Origin of the sequence: Komagataeibacter medellinensis NBRC 3288, assembly GCF_000182745.2 — a bacterium.
Taxonomy (GTDB): Bacteria; Pseudomonadota; Alphaproteobacteria; order Acetobacterales; family Acetobacteraceae; genus Komagataeibacter; species Komagataeibacter medellinensis.
Map to the genome: position 1 here is coordinate 2,490,520 of NC_016027.1, position 14,759 is coordinate 2,505,278.

14 protein-coding genes are annotated in these 14,759 nt (G+C 59.1%); 10 read left to right on the plus strand and 4 right to left on the minus strand.

The window, feature by feature from the left end; genetic code table 11:
- Positions 1-13: 13 nt before the first annotated feature.
- The 9 genes from GLX_RS11750 to GLX_RS11790 all read left to right on the plus strand — a co-directional run bounded on the left by GLX_RS11750 (position 14) and on the right by GLX_RS11790 (position 8,595).
- Positions 14-907: a pyridoxamine 5'-phosphate oxidase family protein gene (locus GLX_RS11750; protein WP_014106165.1), complete on the plus strand. Its 894-nt coding sequence runs from the start codon at positions 14-16 to the stop codon at positions 905-907.
- Entirely contained in the window at positions 904-1,863 is a 960-nt protein-coding gene (locus tag GLX_RS11755) for a DMT family transporter (RefSeq protein WP_014106166.1), read from the plus strand. Before GLX_RS11750 ends, GLX_RS11755 begins: the two co-directional genes overlap by 4 nt.
- A gap of 490 nt (positions 1,864-2,353) precedes the next feature.
- The gene (locus GLX_RS11760; protein WP_014106167.1) at positions 2,354-2,953 is read left to right on the plus strand and encodes a glutathione S-transferase family protein; all 600 of its coding nucleotides are present in this window, start codon (positions 2,354-2,356) and stop codon (positions 2,951-2,953) included.
- 163 nt (positions 2,954-3,116) lie between these two features.
- Entirely contained in the window at positions 3,117-5,204 is a 2,088-nt protein-coding gene (locus GLX_RS11765; protein WP_014106168.1) for a ParB/RepB/Spo0J family partition protein, read from the plus strand.
- Positions 5,205-5,251: 47 nt separating this feature from the next.
- Positions 5,252-5,779, plus strand: coding sequence for a DUF6878 family protein (locus tag GLX_RS11770; protein ID WP_014106169.1), 528 nt, complete (start codon positions 5,252-5,254; stop codon positions 5,777-5,779).
- Positions 5,769-6,131: a DUF6915 family protein gene (locus GLX_RS11775; RefSeq protein WP_014106170.1), complete on the plus strand. Its 363-nt coding sequence runs from the start codon at positions 5,769-5,771 to the stop codon at positions 6,129-6,131. The genes GLX_RS11770 and GLX_RS11775 overlap by 11 nt, the downstream gene beginning before the upstream one ends.
- A 147-nt stretch (positions 6,132-6,278) precedes the next feature.
- Positions 6,279-7,466, plus strand: a complete 1,188-nt coding sequence (locus tag GLX_RS11780) for a DUF932 domain-containing protein (RefSeq protein ID WP_014106171.1) — start codon at positions 6,279-6,281, stop codon at positions 7,464-7,466.
- 81 nt (positions 7,467-7,547) lie between these two features.
- The gene (locus GLX_RS11785) at positions 7,548-7,958 is read left to right on the plus strand and encodes a hypothetical protein (RefSeq protein WP_014106172.1); all 411 of its coding nucleotides are present in this window, start codon (positions 7,548-7,550) and stop codon (positions 7,956-7,958) included.
- Positions 7,951-8,595, plus strand: coding sequence for a hypothetical protein (locus GLX_RS11790; RefSeq protein WP_014106173.1), 645 nt, complete (start codon positions 7,951-7,953; stop codon positions 8,593-8,595). The genes GLX_RS11785 and GLX_RS11790 overlap by 8 nt, the downstream gene beginning before the upstream one ends.
- A 16-nt stretch (positions 8,596-8,611) precedes the next feature.
- Here the strand turns inward: GLX_RS11790 and GLX_RS18195 are convergent, their stop codons facing one another.
- From GLX_RS18195 to GLX_RS11805, 4 genes are all read right to left on the minus strand, one after another.
- Positions 8,612-9,400 (minus strand): hypothetical protein, encoded by a 789-nt coding sequence (locus GLX_RS18195; protein WP_014106174.1) that lies wholly within the window; start codon positions 9,398-9,400, stop codon positions 8,612-8,614.
- The gene (locus GLX_RS16640) at positions 9,369-10,352 is read right to left on the minus strand and encodes a nucleotidyl transferase AbiEii/AbiGii toxin family protein (protein ID WP_050856123.1); all 984 of its coding nucleotides are present in this window, start codon (positions 10,350-10,352) and stop codon (positions 9,369-9,371) included. Before GLX_RS16640 ends, GLX_RS18195 begins: the two co-directional genes overlap by 32 nt.
- Positions 10,333-10,764 carry a DUF6088 family protein gene (locus GLX_RS18485; RefSeq protein WP_025825773.1) on the minus strand — a complete coding sequence of 144 codons (432 nt, stop codon included), beginning with the start codon at positions 10,762-10,764 and terminating at the stop codon, positions 10,333-10,335. The genes GLX_RS16640 and GLX_RS18485 overlap by 20 nt, the downstream gene beginning before the upstream one ends.
- Before the next feature lie 114 nt (positions 10,765-10,878).
- Positions 10,879-11,160, minus strand: coding sequence for an HU family DNA-binding protein (locus GLX_RS11805; RefSeq protein ID WP_269448780.1), 282 nt, complete (start codon positions 11,158-11,160; stop codon positions 10,879-10,881).
- A gap of 25 nt (positions 11,161-11,185) precedes the next feature.
- On the opposite strand from GLX_RS11805, the gene GLX_RS11810 reads away from it, so the two are divergent.
- Positions 11,186-14,731, plus strand: coding sequence for a strawberry notch-like NTP hydrolase domain-containing protein (locus GLX_RS11810; protein WP_231850335.1), 3,546 nt, complete (start codon positions 11,186-11,188; stop codon positions 14,729-14,731).
- Positions 14,732-14,759 lie beyond the last annotated feature (28 nt).

The following is a 14,759-nucleotide window of genomic DNA, read 5'->3' on the forward strand; positions in this document are numbered from 1 at the left end:
GTGGGGGATCACAATGAGGGACGAGGCGGCAACCGCATTTCACGAAGGCGAACGGCGTGCGCAGGCACTGGCTGGCGTTGCCGCACCTTCGAGCGCCTTCATCCGCCCCTACATGACGGAGCAGCATCGCACTTTCTTTGCATCGCTGCCTTACGTCGTGCTGGGGGCGCTTTCCCCCGATGGATGGCCGGCGGCCACCATTGCCACCGGACTGCCAGGCTTTCTGTCCAGCCCGGACGACACCGTCCTCCGGCTTGCCTGGCACCCGATGGTCGGTGATCCTGCGGTGGAAGCGATCGCCCCGGGACGTCCTTTTGCTGTCCTCGGCATCGAGTTCCCGACACGACGACGCAACCGCGCCAATGGTGTCATCCTGTCCAGCGACGCGGACAGCATCCGGGTGTGCGTTCAACAAAGCTTTGGTAATTGCCCAAAATATATCCGCATCCGTGAAAGCAGACCGGTGCATCGTATACCCGGGAACGTGGAAAGATTAGTCACACTCGATGAGGAGGCACGTGACCTCATCACGAGTGCTGCCACATTCTTCGTCGCGTCCTACGCACCATCTAGTGCCCATGGTGGCATGGATGTCTCGCATCGCGGCGGCCCGGCCGGGTTTGTCCAGGTCGAGGGCGACGTGCTGACTGTCCCGGATTATTCCGGTAACCGCTATTTTAATACATTCGGGAACTTCTTGCAGAACCCACGAGCCGGTCTTCTCTTCATCAATTTCAAGAGCGGCGATCTTTTGCATCTGACGGGTGAGGCAACCGCCTCATGGAGTAATGGTGGACGTTCCTTCGATGTGCGTATTTGTGAGGTGATCCGGCGTAGGGCGGCTCTTCCGCTGGACTGGACGGAGGGGCCTGAAATCATGGCCGTATCGCCGAGCCATAACGCATGACGGCAAGCCGCGTCCGTCGCTCGTATGTCGTCGAGCGTGTGCTCGCCTGCGCGTCACTTGCTCTGCCACCTCTATTTTGGGCCGGAAATTTCATCGTGAGTCGCGCGGTGCGCGATCTGACCGCGCCTCTGACTTTGCTGATGGTACGCTGGGTCATTGCCTTTGCCTGCCTCTTGCCGTTTGTTGTCCCGACCATGCGCCGTGACGCAGCACTGTACTGGCAGTATCGCTGGCTCATGCTTGGTACGGCGCTTACCGGGATCGTCGGGTTCAACGCCCTGGTGTATGTCGGTGTCCGGACGACCACGGCGAGCAACGCTCTCCTGATGAACGCCCTGATTCCGGTCCTGATCGTTTTTTTCGGTGCGGTCTTTTACCGACAGAGACTGATAGTCGCACAGGGCGCTGGCCTGATCCTCTCGCTGCTGGGCGTGTTTACGCTGGTTCTGCATGGTCAATGGTCACAGTGGCGCGCACTCTCATTCGTTCCGGGAGACGGGATTGTTCTCGCGGCCATGGTTTGCTTCGCGTTCTACACGCTCTGGATCCGCCGCCTGCCCGCAGACCTCGACCGGCTGGGCGTGCTGGGTGCTCATGTCACGATCGGCGTGACCGTTCTGGTTCCGCTCTGGTTCATCGCTCCGACGGCTGCGACGGCTGCCCATTGGTCAATTTCGCTCGTTTCTGCTGCATTGTATGTGGGCATCTTTCCGTCCGTTCTGGCCTATTTACTCTATATGCGCGCTGTCAGGTTTTTTGGTGCGGAACGCGCAGGCCTGAGCATCCATCTGATCCCGGCGTTCGGAGTGATGCTTTCAATCCCGTTTCTACACGAGCGCCTGTATCTCTGGCATTTCTCGGGAATTGCAGCGATCGCTGTGGGGCTGGTGTGTTCTTCCCTCCCGCAGAAACACAAACCACCAATCCAGGACAACAATATCTCGCATCCTGTCTGAGGGACCGATGGTTGTAGTGACCAGTACCGTTGCATGTTCGGTTGGGAAATCGCGCTAGCAAGGATGATCAGCTGAGGCGCGATCTCGCCCCCCTCAATTTCAAGTCACGGAATTTCCATTGATTGTTTTCAATTCGCTTTTCTTGACGCCCGGATTTGGGTAGGTTCCGCATTGGCGTGTGGAAACGCTTTTTGCACTGGGCGGCCTCCTATGTCGGGTGGCCTGCCAAATAGAACACCCGGACCTATGGTCCCGTGGTGAATGGCTTCGGCTGTTTGTCACTGGGAAATAGGCAGGAGGTGAATACGCCCAGCGCAAAACACCTTTCCAACCGCCCGACGCCAGGGATCGGCGCGGGGAAGTGCGGGCAGGCAATATTGTACGAACCGGTCAATCAGAGCGTCGTTTATGGTTTTCGTTTTGACTTCAAACCGCAAGTGATGAAGATGCATCACCTTGCACAGGCAGAGTTACAAAGGAACGACCGGTCATGACACTACCGATACTCTATAACTGTCCACCTTCAGGAAACTGCTACAAGGTCCGGCTGTTCGCAGCCCTGGTCGGCATCGAACTTGAGATCAGGAATGTCGACCTCGCCGCCGGAGCTCAAAAAACAGCAGAATTCACAGCACTCAATCCGTGGCAGCAGGTGCCCGTGTTCCAGGATGGCGAAACCGTTATCTGGGACTCTCAGGCCATCCTCGTCTATCTGGCGGAAACCTATGGCAAGCACGACTGGCTTCCGTCCGATCCTGTCGGACGCGCCAAAGTGGCCCAGTGGCTCTCAGTCGCCGTGAATGAGATCCAGCATGGTCCCGCAGACGCACGACTGGTCAAGCTGTTCGGCTACCCGCTTCGGTATGATGATGCGGCCAAAGCGAGTGAACGGACCCTGAAGATCATCGACGATTATCTTTCGGGCCACAAATGGTTGGCGACCGAACGTCCGACCATTGCTGATTGCGCGGCCTATCCCTACCTAGCGCTGGCCCCACAGGGCGAAATTTCACTGGAGCCCTACCCGTCATTACGTCGCTGGATCAGCGATGTTGAAGCATTGCCTGGCTACATACCGGTCGATCAGTAAGCAGATATATCGGCCGGTGAAAGTAATTTTTTCTGCTTCTGGTCACCATAGCTCCGGCTTTTCCGGTGAGGGAGCACGGAGAGGAAGAGTGAAGTTGGAAATTCCGTGACAGGTTGAAAGGAGGGGAGAGAGTCTTCGCTCCGCCTGTCATGGAGTTTTCGCCATGGCTACCGCCATCCAGAAAATCAGCCTGAGTTCGTCCCGGGATATTCCCTTCCATAAACTGGTTCTGTCACAATTCAACGTCCGGCGTGTGAAATCGGGGCTCTCGATCGAGGAACTGGCCCGCGACATCGAACGCCGCGGGTTGCTGCAAAGCCTGAATGTCCGTGCTGTTCTTGACGACGAAGGTATCGAAACCGGCCTGTTCGAAGTTCCCGCAGGCGGCCGTCGTTTCCGCGCACTTGAGTTGCTGGTCAAACAGAAGAAACTCAACAAGACGGCACCGGTGCCCTGCGTCGTGCGCGAGGCCGGATCAGCCATTCTCGCCGAGGACGACTCTCTGGCCGAAAACGTCCAGCGCGTGGCCCTGCATCCGCTGGACCAGTTCCGGACGTTCCGCGACATGCTGGAAAAAGGCATGTCCGAAGAGGAAATCGCAGCCGCGTTCTTCGTTCCGGTCTCCGTCGTCAAACAGCGTCTGCGCCTGGTGACGGTCTCTGAAAACCTGCTTGAGGTTTATGAGCAGGACGGCATGCGGCTGGAGCAGCTGATGGCCTTTTCCATCAGCGACGATACCGCCCGTCAGGAGCAGGTCTGGGAGATCATTGCCCAGAGCCATAACCGCGAGCCCTATGTCATCCGACGCATGCTGACCGAGAAGACCGTGCGGGCGTCGGACGCGCGCGCCCGCTTCGTCGGGCTCGATGCCTATGTCGCGGCAGGTGGCCACGTGATGCGTGACCTCTTCGAAGCCGACGATGGTGGATGGCTTCAGGACCCGGCTGTTCTTGACCGGCTGGTCATGGAAAAACTGCACGCGGCAGCCGAGCAGGTCCGAGCCGAAGGATGGAAGTGGGTCGAAACCGATCTGTCTTTCCCCTGGGGGCATACGCGTCACCTTGTCGAGATCGACAATACGCCGGTTCCCCTCTCGGAGGAGGAAACGACACGTCTTGAAGTGCTCCGCACCGAACAGGAGGCGATCGAGGCGGAATACGCCCAGGCGGATGAACTGCCCGATGAGGTGGACAGCCGTCTCGGCGAGATCGAACAGGCGATCGAGACCCTTGAAACCCGTCCCGCAATCTTCGATCCCGGTGATGTCGTTCGCGCGGGGGCCTTCGTCAGCCTCGATAGCGACGGCACCCTCCTGATTGAACGCGGTTTCGCCCATCCGGAAGATATGGAAGATGAAAGCTCACCGGACACGCACACTTCTGCGCAGGCCGTGGAAGCCAGCGCTGCGCATGACGAAAACGACGATTATGCGACCGCCGGGGCGGAAGAGCCCGACCTGCCCGATGACGCTGAAGACGAAGAAGACGTCCGCCGCCCCATCCCGGACCGGTTGCTCTCCGAACTGACGGCATGGCGCACGCTCGCCCTTCGGGATGCGCTGGCCAGCAATCCTCACGTGGCGCTGACCGAGTTTCTCCATACACTCTGCCTGAACCTGTTTCGCGACGACCGATCGGGCGCCTGCCTCGAGGCGGGCGTTCGTTCCGTCGGCCTGCCGTTACAATCGGCTGATCTGGCGACCAGCATGCCGGCGCATGACGTCCGCGCACGGCATGAAGGATGGAAGCAGGATTTGCCGCAGGATGAGGACGCATTGTGGGTCTGGCTGGATCGTCTGGATGAAACCAGCCGCCTGGCTCTTCTGGCGCATTGTCTGTCATTCGGGGTTAATGCGCTGTTCGAGAAGACAAACCCGCATGCGGCGGTCTCGCCGCGAACCATTGAGCGGCGTCTGGCCCGAAGCGACCGGCTGGCGTCCGCCCTGCGGCTCGACCCGGTGGAAGCAGGATGGCAGCCGACAGTCGAAAATTACCTGGGACGCGTCACCAAGCCGCATATTCTCGACGCGGTGCGTGAAGCGCGGGGCGAGCAGGCGGCAGAGATGATCGCCCATCTCAAGAAGGCCGACATGGCGCGCGAGGCCGAACGGCTGCTCGAGGGGACAGGCTGGTTGCCCGAAGCTTTGCGCGCCGGTCTTCCGGATGTCTCTGTCCAGGAGGCGACTGCTGATGAAATGCCGGAAAACGTCACTCTTCCAGAGTTCCTGAGCGCCGAAATCGCTGCGGAATAACCTGTCCACAAACTGTCAAAGGCCATGATCCTTCCATCTGGAAGGTCATGGCCGCACGTCTCGATCCATCACGTAATCCTATGGAGATTATCATGCCGGAAAATAACGAGATCAGCCCCATCGATTATGCCCTCCGCTGGCAGCGTCATGAGGCCGCGCAAAGACAGGCATCCGCGCAGAACCGCCGGATCGTTTTCAAGACGCTCTCCCTTCGTGCCGTTACTGACGTCAGAGTTTCCTTCAACGGAGAAGGGGACAGCGGCCAGATCGAAGACATTGCCGTTACCCCGGAAGCCAGGGCTGACGTGCTCGATGCGGAAATCACCATGATAACGACGTCTTGGCCGAACAGCGAGGGGGCGCCAGAGCGCCGACCGCTGCGTGATGCTCTGGAAAACGTGTGCTACGATGCGCTCTCGCAGACTCATGGTGGCTGGGAAAACAACGATGGCGCCTATGGCGATATCGTGTTCGATGTGGATCAGCGGACTGTCACGCTCGAATTCAACGAACGTTATATGTCCACTGAGTATTACGAACATCGTTGGACGGAGGAAGCAGATTATGGCGCATAGCTACCATCATGCTCTTTCGTCTGTCCGCCAATGGGGCGGGACGGTGGAGGATTTCCTGCCGCTCCACAATTTTTTCGATGAATCGAAGCTTATTTCCGCAGACTTCCGTCATCGTGCGCTCCGACATCATGCTGAGGGCATTTTCCTCGCCGAAAGGCTGTTTGGCGTGACCCTGACGCTCTCGACAGGGCGGTCCGTACCGGTGCGTCTGATCGGCGAACAGCATATGCGCGAAGACTTCGGATTTATCCCGAGCTTCGTCGACTGGCTGAAGGAAATTCGACCCCAGCCCTGGATGGGGCGGGCGCAACCTCTTCACCGGACAATGGAAGGCGCGGATCGAGAAAAATAGCCTGCGGCAGAACAGTGTCGCGTATTGTCGTCGTGATGCGGCTTCCGGCCTTCGGAAGCCGCATTTTTCATGCGGGACCGGCCCTGAAAGAGGGAGAGGGCGGCTTCGCCTCTTGTGCCGAATATCCGGCGCAAGAGGAGAGTTTCCATGACCACGACCGTTCTTCCTTCGACCCGTTCCGCCACTGGGTTCCGCATCGATCCTTCCCGTGGTCGGGTGGATCACCGTGTATCGTCCGAATGGTTTTCCCGTCCTGACGATGAACGCTATCTGTCTCTCGCCGACCTGCACGCTACGACCCTGAACCGTGCGGAACGGGCTACCGCACGCACCGTGGAGAGCCGCGCCATTCGCGTCGAGGCCACGCGCGACAATGCCGAAAGGCTGACCCTCTCGGTGCCGGGCCAGAGCGCGCCCGTTGCACCGACCCACTGGTCCTTCGGGCAGTTGTGCAGTCTGGTCAGCGCGCCATCGTCTTACCTGCGCAATCTTCCGGCTCCGCTCGCCGCCATCAACCTGCAGCACGGACTGCTGTCCCATCGGGCCGAACTGGTCAAGACACTGGAAACGGGTGATGGTCGTGTGGAACTACGCGCCGTCACCGGCCCGGATTATGGCCGCATCTGGGACCATGAACTTGTCGGCGCCGTGCGCAAAATCGCTGGAAACGGGACAGGCGACACGAATTGGAAGGTTCCGGGTGTCATCGACTGGGCGACGATGACGCATAATCCGCATGTCGATATCACGAAGGAAACCACAACACTTTACGCCTCAGACAGGGATGTTTTCCTGTTTCTTGTTGACGATACGCATCCGATTGAGGCGGGACGTCTGCCCAACGGTGAACCTGATCTGTTTTTCAGGGGATTTTACGCCTGGAACTCGGAAGTCGGCAGCAAAAGTCTCGGGATTGCCTCCTTTTACCTTCGCGGGGTGTGCCAGAATCGCCTGATCTGGGGGCAGGAAAACCTCCAGCAGATCACGATCCGGCATAGCAAGTTCGCCGCAAACCGCTTTGTCCATCAGGCGACGCCCGCACTGCGTAATTTTGCAAATGCGAGTGCTGCGTCATTCATTTCCGGGATCCAGGAATCACGCAGGCAGGTTGTCGCGCGTGACGAGGAGGATCGTGAACGGTTCCTTCGGCGTCAGGGTTTCTCGAAGCCGGAAACCGCAAAAATCATTGAAACCGTGCTGCATGAGGAAGGCCGCCCACCGGAAAGCGTGTTCGATTTCGTTCAGGGCATCACGGCGTTCGCGCGGACGAAGAGCAACCAGGACACGCGCCTCGACCTTGAAGGCAAGGCACGCAAACTCATGGAGCGCGTCTGACACCGCACCAGATCGTTTTGTCCCGTTTCTCGCGAAAGCCCGGATCCGTTCCGGGCTTTTTCTTTTTTGGGAGGTTTCCCGATGGCCGACTATTTCACCCATTTCTCGTGTGTCCTGGATGTCGGAACGTATGAAAACGCGACGCGCGCGCTCGAATTATATACAAACGAGCCGGAGGATAGTGATGGATTCCGGGTTACCGACGGTTTCACGCTTTCCTTGTCGGGCGAATGCAGCTCGGAATTGTGGATCCATGACGACATCAGCGGAGACCCTGAATGTGTCATCGCGTTCGTCCTGAGATGCGCGGCAGAGTTCCATCTCTCGGGCTTATGGGGTTTCGAATACGCTAACACATGTTCCCGACCCCGTCTGGAAGCTTTCGGGGGAGGGGCGCACCTTATCGATCTTGGCGCGCGAAAGTCCGTTGGCTGGACCAGCACCAACGAATGGCTGGCGAGCGCCCTTGAGGGAGATGATCCCGATGCCTGAGATCATCTCCGTTCCGGTTTATCAGATTGATGAACTGTCCGACGCGGCCCGTGAGAGAGCCCGCTGCTGGTATCGCAACACTCTGGACGGCTTTCCCTGGTGGGATAGCGTTTATGAGGATTTTTTGAGGATATGCACTATAATCGGGGTAGACGTCGCGATGGCATCACGGCACCCGGCAGGCGCATCCGGCGTAAGCGATCCCTGTATCTATTTCCGGGGGTTCTCCAGTCAGGGGGACGGCGCTTCGTTCGAGGGTGTCTATAAATATGCCCGACGTGCGTCCCATGAAATCCGTCAGTACGCGCCGCAGGACGAGGCACTTCATGCCATCGCAGACCAGCTATTGGAGATCCAGAGGCGAAATTTCTATCAGATTACCGCGCGGATCACGCAACGCGGCCTCTATTACCATGAATATACGATGCGTATCGACGTCAGTCGTGGCAGCCGATCGGGTCAGGACATGTCGGCTGACACTGAGCAGGGGATTATTAACGTCCTACGTGATCTGGCACGGTGGTTGTATCGTTCTCTTGAACGCGAATGGGATTATCAAACCTCAGATGAGGCGATTGATGCTGCCATTCGCGCCAACGAATATACGTTTACCGTAGGAGGAGACCGGTTTTCATGATTGGCAAAGGCGCAACCTAGGTACGTGGAGACAATAAATGCGCGAGACTGGAGAGCATGTGCCAAAAATGTATCCCGGATATTTTAGTCGAAAAATATCCGACCACAGAACCGCAAAGAGCTGTGCGCAGAAAGAGAATAAAAGCGCATAGCAAAGGAGGAAACCCCTCCAAAGATTTTGATGTTGTCAGTAAGCGCAAGAATAAATAGAACTGAGAGCCAAGGTACCTCATAAATCCCGAGAATGAGGAATATGTGTTGGACCATGCATTAAAATTAATGCCTCTGGCAAATATTTCTTGGCGTCGTATACGTCCTTGTTCCCACTGATTTTCTGTCGTTAATAAGAACTCGCGCGCGATAGCCGAAAGCGCATGGGCAAAGAAAAACAGATCCATGCCAATTATGATCATGTTGCCTGATATGGAAGACCATTCCTGAGGCTGCGCAATATGTGGCAGACAAAGGTAGAGCGTCATCGTGGTCAGTCCGCCAGTCAAGATACCCCTGAAGAAGGGCCTGATAAATTCAGGACCTCCTCTGACGAGACCGTACCAGGTTCCGGCAGAAGCTACGGAGGCGACATAGACCCATATCGGAAGCTGGCCGCAATCCGGATGTTTGTCAGCCCAGAGGAATGCCATGAGTGTGAGGACGGCGGGTGCGGTGACAGTTTCATCAACGGTTTCGGGCCGCTTGCCAATGCGGAGCAGCCAACGGACGATCCTGCCGGTTTTTCCTTTGGAAAAGTGATAATCTTTATGGTCGTTGTCTTTATTTCGGTCGTTTTTTATTTGGTTCGACATCGTTCTTTTCATCTACATGATTTTCGGTTTCTTTAATGGCGGCATACAGGCTCTGTACTGACGCCATTGCCGTGTCGTAGGTGAAATGTTCGCCGTAAACCATGGATGCCTGAAACCGATCGAAGGAATCACGACATTCTGAATTCGTCATAAGATAAGCTAACGCCTGTTCGGTGCCTGCCTCTGGGTCTGCGCCATACGCAGGGAACCACTTCTTAAACTGCTCTGCGTCACTGACCATGATCTGTCTGGCAAGTGTCGAGACACGAGGCAGATTGAGATGGGGCAGGATGCAATGCAGGTCGTAGACGTGCCTGATGAGGAAGCGGTCATAAGCGTCTGTTTTCCGTCCTTCCAGATAACCTGCTGTCCGACGGGTCAGGGCCACGAATTTTTCGGCTGCGGTCTCGTCCACGGAAATGCAGGTGATCTGCTGTATTTCCGGTTCGGCATCCGTCGCCTCGCTTACGAAAGACCGTACCGATCTTTCGACGGTCGGGAGAGCCGCAGGCGCATATGTCAGTTCGACGAGAAGGTGCGGGCGCAGTTCGACATCTTCGCCCGTACTGTCCGCATAGCTCAGTTCGGCACGGATATAGTGGTTTTCGTTTTTGGCGGAAATGACGGGTTCGGGAAAACCGAGGTCCATCGCGATTTTACTGATGGTGTCCTTCAGCGTGCCCAGAATCTTCCGAGCCGCACTCTTGCTCGACGGCAGCGGCGTTATGGCGACCTTCAAATCCACGTCTTCGGACATCCGGGCAACCAGTCGATGGGCGCGAGCTAGGCATGTGCCGCCAGCAAAAACCAGACTTATCCCTTGAGGGAGGTCCGCATCCTGAAGTGCTGCCAGCACCTCTACAACGCGATAGTCCTTTTCCACGAGAGCTGCGGATGACAGGTCAAGCGCATCGGCAACTTCGGCGAGCAGATCAGGCGTAAGGCTTTTCAAACCGCGCCTCAAGATTTCGATAGCGCAGCTTCCGGTTGAACCGGCTCTGGACTTCGAAGACCGGATTGGCCTGAACCTGTGTCGTGCGCCCGTTATTGTATTGTCGGACCGTATCGGACTCCCGCCAGTCGACCTTCAGTTTGCTGAGAGTCTGACGCACGGCTCCATCGAAGCCGCCGCGGACGGCAAGCATCGGCCGACCAGTCAGGCCGTTCGTTTTTACGCGGGCATAGACCCCGTAGCCCAGACGCGCGATCTCGCCTTCGACAATGAGCTGTCGAAGGGCTCTTTTGACACTGTTATATTCGCCGAGATCGGCGAAGTCACGCGGCACGAAGACGTCGCCGCGCGCGCGGCGAATGCGTGTCTTCAGCCGCTCTTTCAGCGTTCTGGTGCGACGTAGCTGGGTCATGATGACCTCAATGGACCTCCCTGATGGTCCTGCACAGTAACAGAAACAGGACATTCCGATCCACAAAAATAGGACATCCTCCTGTTTGACGGGACCACCGGGGAGGGAGTGTTTTCAGCCGTTCAGCGCGTCTTTCAGGGCTTTGGCAGGTGTGAACGACAGCTTGCGCGACGCCGCGATCTGGATCTTGTCGCCGGTCGCCGGATTGCGTCCCTCGCGGGCCGGCACGTCCTTCACCTTGAACTTGCCAAAATCGGGCAGCGAGATCTCCTCGCCCTTTTTGGCGGCAGCGGTCATCGCTTCCACGAGGGCGTCGAGCACCTTGCGGGTATCGGTCTTGCTGGCGTCGGTCGTCTCGGCGATCTGGTCGACCAGTTCTGAAATCTTCATGCGCAATGCCTTCTGTACGAATGGTTCAGGCGTGAGCCTCACAGAACCGTTACGGGGAGATTGTGGCGGCTTCAAGCCCCATGCTGTCCCCGTTGGATGGGGCGGGGAGGGAGAGGGCTGTTTTGGGCCGGGTGGTTCCGGCGCGGGAGAGAGGCGTGCCGGGACCGTTCCTCCTTCCCTCCCGGAGACCACCGTTATGGATTGCCCTGTCACACCAACTCCCGACCTGCGGGGTTTTGCCGCCGCGGGGTTGCTTTTGTCCCACCTCGAACGCGGGGAGACGCTCGACGCCAGCCGACTGCGTCACGCCATGGAAACCGCCTTCAACGCGGCTGATGCAACGGGCGCATGGGACTGGAAGATGGCCTATGACGCCGCCGAGGCCGCGTCCGTCCTGTTTCTGCGCCGCTACGGACCGGCCCTTATGACCAGCGCATCCGACGACGTGGATCTGCTGGCCCGTATCACGCGTCTGGCGTCCCTTCTCCCCTCGCAGACGCGCCGCTCGGACGACAGCCAGACCTGGCAACAGTTCTCGACGCCGTTGCCGCTGGCTTTCTGCCTTGCTCGTGCGGCAGATATCGGGCGCGGCGAGCATGTGCTGGAGCCCTCCGCAGGAACCGGTCTTCTGGCCGTCTTCGCCGAACTGGCGGGTGCGGCCCTGACCCTCAATGAATACGCACCGGGCCGTTCCGACCTGCTGACCGCGCTGTTTCCGGCAGCCCGCCTGTTCCGGCATGACGCCGCCCAGATCCACGATTATCTGCCCGAGAGCGCTCAGCCGGATGTCGTCATCATGAACCCGCCCTTTTCTGCGACGGTCCATGTGGCGGGGCGGGCGCCTGACACGACGTTCCGGCATATCGCCTCCGCACTCGACCGACTGAAGACCGGTGGGCGGCTTGTCGCCCTGACCGGTGCGTCCTTCTGCCCCGACAACCCGCGATGGACCGATGGCTTCACCACTCTGCAGGCCAAGGCACGTCTGGTGTTTTCGGCCGGCGTGGCAGGGCATCTGTACCGGCAACATGGAACGGCTGTCGAAACGCGGGTCCTGGTGTTCGACCGCATACCCGCTTCCGAACCCTCGCATTTTGTCGCGGCCCGTGGCACGGCTACCGATTTTCCGACGCTGCTGGGCTGGATCACCGGTGATCTGCCGTCCCGTCAGCCACAGGCGCACCAGTCGTCGGCAGTGTCACGCTCTGCTGCTCTCTCCTCGCCTCGCACCGTGCGGGGCTATCTCGGGCGCAAGGCAGCCGTCGCATCCCGCCAAAGGACGGTCTCGGAGATGCAGGGTGCGTTCCTGTCCTACGAGATCCTGCCGCCGGACGGAGACGGAACCGCGACGACACGTCTGTCTGACGCGCTCTATGAGGATTATCGCCTCCAGACCATCGCAATTCCCGGTGCGCGGCCACACCCCACCAAACTGGTCCAGTCAGCCGCCATGGCCTCGGTGCGCCCGCCCGGGCCTTCCCACAAGCCAACCCTCCCTGATGCCGTCATCCGTGACGGCCTGCTCTCTGACGCACAGCTGGAATCCGTCATCTATGCCGGCGAGGCCCATGATCGCTATCTGGCAGGTCGATGGAAAGCCGATCAGACATGGGATGTTCTCGCTCGTGTCGGTGAGGATGACCCCGACGGCGTCCGCTTCCGTCGTGGCTGGTTTCTCGGCGACGGCACCGGCACCGGAAAGGGCCGCCAGGTCGCGGGTATCATTCTCGACAACTGGCTCAACGGCCGCAGGCGCGCTGTCTGGGTGTCGAAATCCGACAAGCTTCTCGAAGACGCGCAGCGCGACTGGTCGGCGCTGGGGATGGAGCGGCTGCTGGTCACGCCCCAGTCCCGCTTTCCGCAGGGTAACGCCATCCGTCTGACCGAGGGCATTCTGTTCACGACCTATGCCACACTCCGCACGGAAGAACGCGGCGCGAAAGCCTCCCGCGTCCAGCAGATCGTCGAGTGGCTGGGCGCTGATTTCGACGGGGTCATCATCTTCGATGAAGCGCATTCCATGCAGAACGCCGCCGGCGGTAAAGGAGAGCGGGGCGATCAGGAAGCTTCCTTGCAGGGCCGTGCGGGGCTGCGTCTGCAACATGTCCTGCCGGACGCGCGGGTGGTCTATGTCTCCGCCACGGGTGCTACGTCGGTCCACAATCTGGCCTATGCCCAGCGTCTGGGCCTCTGGGGCGGAGAGGATTTTCCCTTTGTGACGCGGGCCGATTTCATCGCCGCCATCGAGGCGGGCGGTGTGGCGGCCATGGAGGTGCTGGCGCGCGATCTCAAGGCCATGGGCCTCTATGCCGCCCGCTCGCTCTCATACGACGGCGTGGAATATGAACTGGTCGAGCATCAGCTCACGCCGGAGCAGATCCGCATTTATGATGCTTTCGCACGTGCGTTCATGGTCATTCATAACAATCTCGACGCCGCCATGCAGGCCGCCAATATTACCGGCACGGACGGTACGCTGAATCGTCAGGCCAAGGCGGCAGCACGGTCTGCCTTCGAAAGCACCAAGCAGCGCTTTTTCAACCATCTGATCACGGCCATGAAGACCGTGACCCTGATCCGCTCGATCGAGCGCGATCTGGCCGAAGGCCACTCCGCCGTCATCCAGCTTGTCTCCACAGGCGAAGCGCTGACCGAACGCAGGCTGGCGGAGATCTCGCCGGAAGACTGGAATGATCTGCGGATCGACGTGACCCCGCGGGAGTATGTCCTTGGGTATCTGGAACATTCCTTCCCGGTTCAGCTTTATGAGCCCTATAGCGATGGGTCTGACCATGTGTATTCGCGGCCAGTGTTTCATGACGGCAAGCCTGTCCTGAGCCGCGAGACCGTGGCCCGGCGTGATGCGATGATCGAACAGCTTGCCGCACTCCCGGCACTGCCCGGCGCACTCGACCAGATCATCCAGCATTTTGGCACGGACTCTGTCGCCGAGGTGACTGGCCGCTCGCGCCGCGTGGTGCGCAAGGGGGACCGGCTTGCCGTGGAAAGCAGGCCAGCAGCGGCCAGCCTGATCGAGACACAGGCATTCATGGATGATGCCAAGCGCATTCTGGTCTTCTCGGATGCAGGAGGTACTGGCCGGTCCTATCATGCCGAACTTTCGGCTGCGAACCGCCGTCTGCGCGTACACTATCTGCTGGAGCCCGGCTGGAAGGCCGATGCTGCCATTCAGGGCCTGGGGCGTACCAACCGGACCAACCAGGCGCAGCCGCCCCTGTTCCGACCGATCGCCACGGACGTGAAGGCGGAAAAGCGTTTTCTTTCCACCATTGCCCGAGCGCGTGCTTGGCCGGCGCGTGCCCGTGGCGTGGGCCACGAGTGCCGGGGCGACTGGCAGTCTGTCGCTGTCCGGGCAGGACGCGCGCGCTGCACTGCTGGACGGTGGAACGGTCCTCCAGCTGGCCGAACGGATGCAGGTGCGGCGGGTCCGGGTTATGGGGCGCATGCGTATCGAACTGACCGGTTTTACCGAAGGGATGCGGGAACGGTTGCGGGCCTATGGCCTGTTTTCGGAAATCATCTCGTGGTCATTACGGTTTTTCGTGCCGGTCGATGAGGTCGGGGATAAGGTTCTCGAACGACTG

Excerpts from the sequence above, each read along its gene's own strand:
- GLX_RS11750 (WP_014106165.1), top strand. The coding sequence starts at position 14 with ATGAGGGACGAGGCGGCAACCGCATTTCACGAAGGCGAACGGCGTGCG.
- GLX_RS11755 (WP_014106166.1), top strand. The coding sequence starts at position 904 with ATGACGGCAAGCCGCGTCCGTCGCTCGTATGTCGTCGAGCGTGTGCTC.
- GLX_RS11760 (WP_014106167.1), top strand. The coding sequence starts at position 2,354 with ATGACACTACCGATACTCTATAACTGTCCACCTTCAGGAAACTGCTAC.
- GLX_RS11765 (WP_014106168.1), top strand. The coding sequence starts at position 3,117 with ATGGCTACCGCCATCCAGAAAATCAGCCTGAGTTCGTCCCGGGATATT.
- GLX_RS11770 (WP_014106169.1), top strand. The coding sequence starts at position 5,252 with ATGGCCGCACGTCTCGATCCATCACGTAATCCTATGGAGATTATCATG.
- GLX_RS11775 (WP_014106170.1), top strand. The coding sequence starts at position 5,769 with ATGGCGCATAGCTACCATCATGCTCTTTCGTCTGTCCGCCAATGGGGC.
- GLX_RS11780 (WP_014106171.1), top strand. The coding sequence starts at position 6,279 with ATGACCACGACCGTTCTTCCTTCGACCCGTTCCGCCACTGGGTTCCGC.
- GLX_RS11785 (WP_014106172.1), top strand. The coding sequence starts at position 7,548 with ATGGCCGACTATTTCACCCATTTCTCGTGTGTCCTGGATGTCGGAACG.
- GLX_RS11790 (WP_014106173.1), top strand. The coding sequence starts at position 7,951 with ATGCCTGAGATCATCTCCGTTCCGGTTTATCAGATTGATGAACTGTCC.
- GLX_RS18195 (WP_014106174.1), bottom strand. The coding sequence starts at position 9,400 with ATGTCGAACCAAATAAAAAACGACCGAAATAAAGACAACGACCATAAA.
- GLX_RS18485 (WP_025825773.1), bottom strand. The coding sequence starts at position 10,764 with ATGACCCAGCTACGTCGCACCAGAACGCTGAAAGAGCGGCTGAAGACA.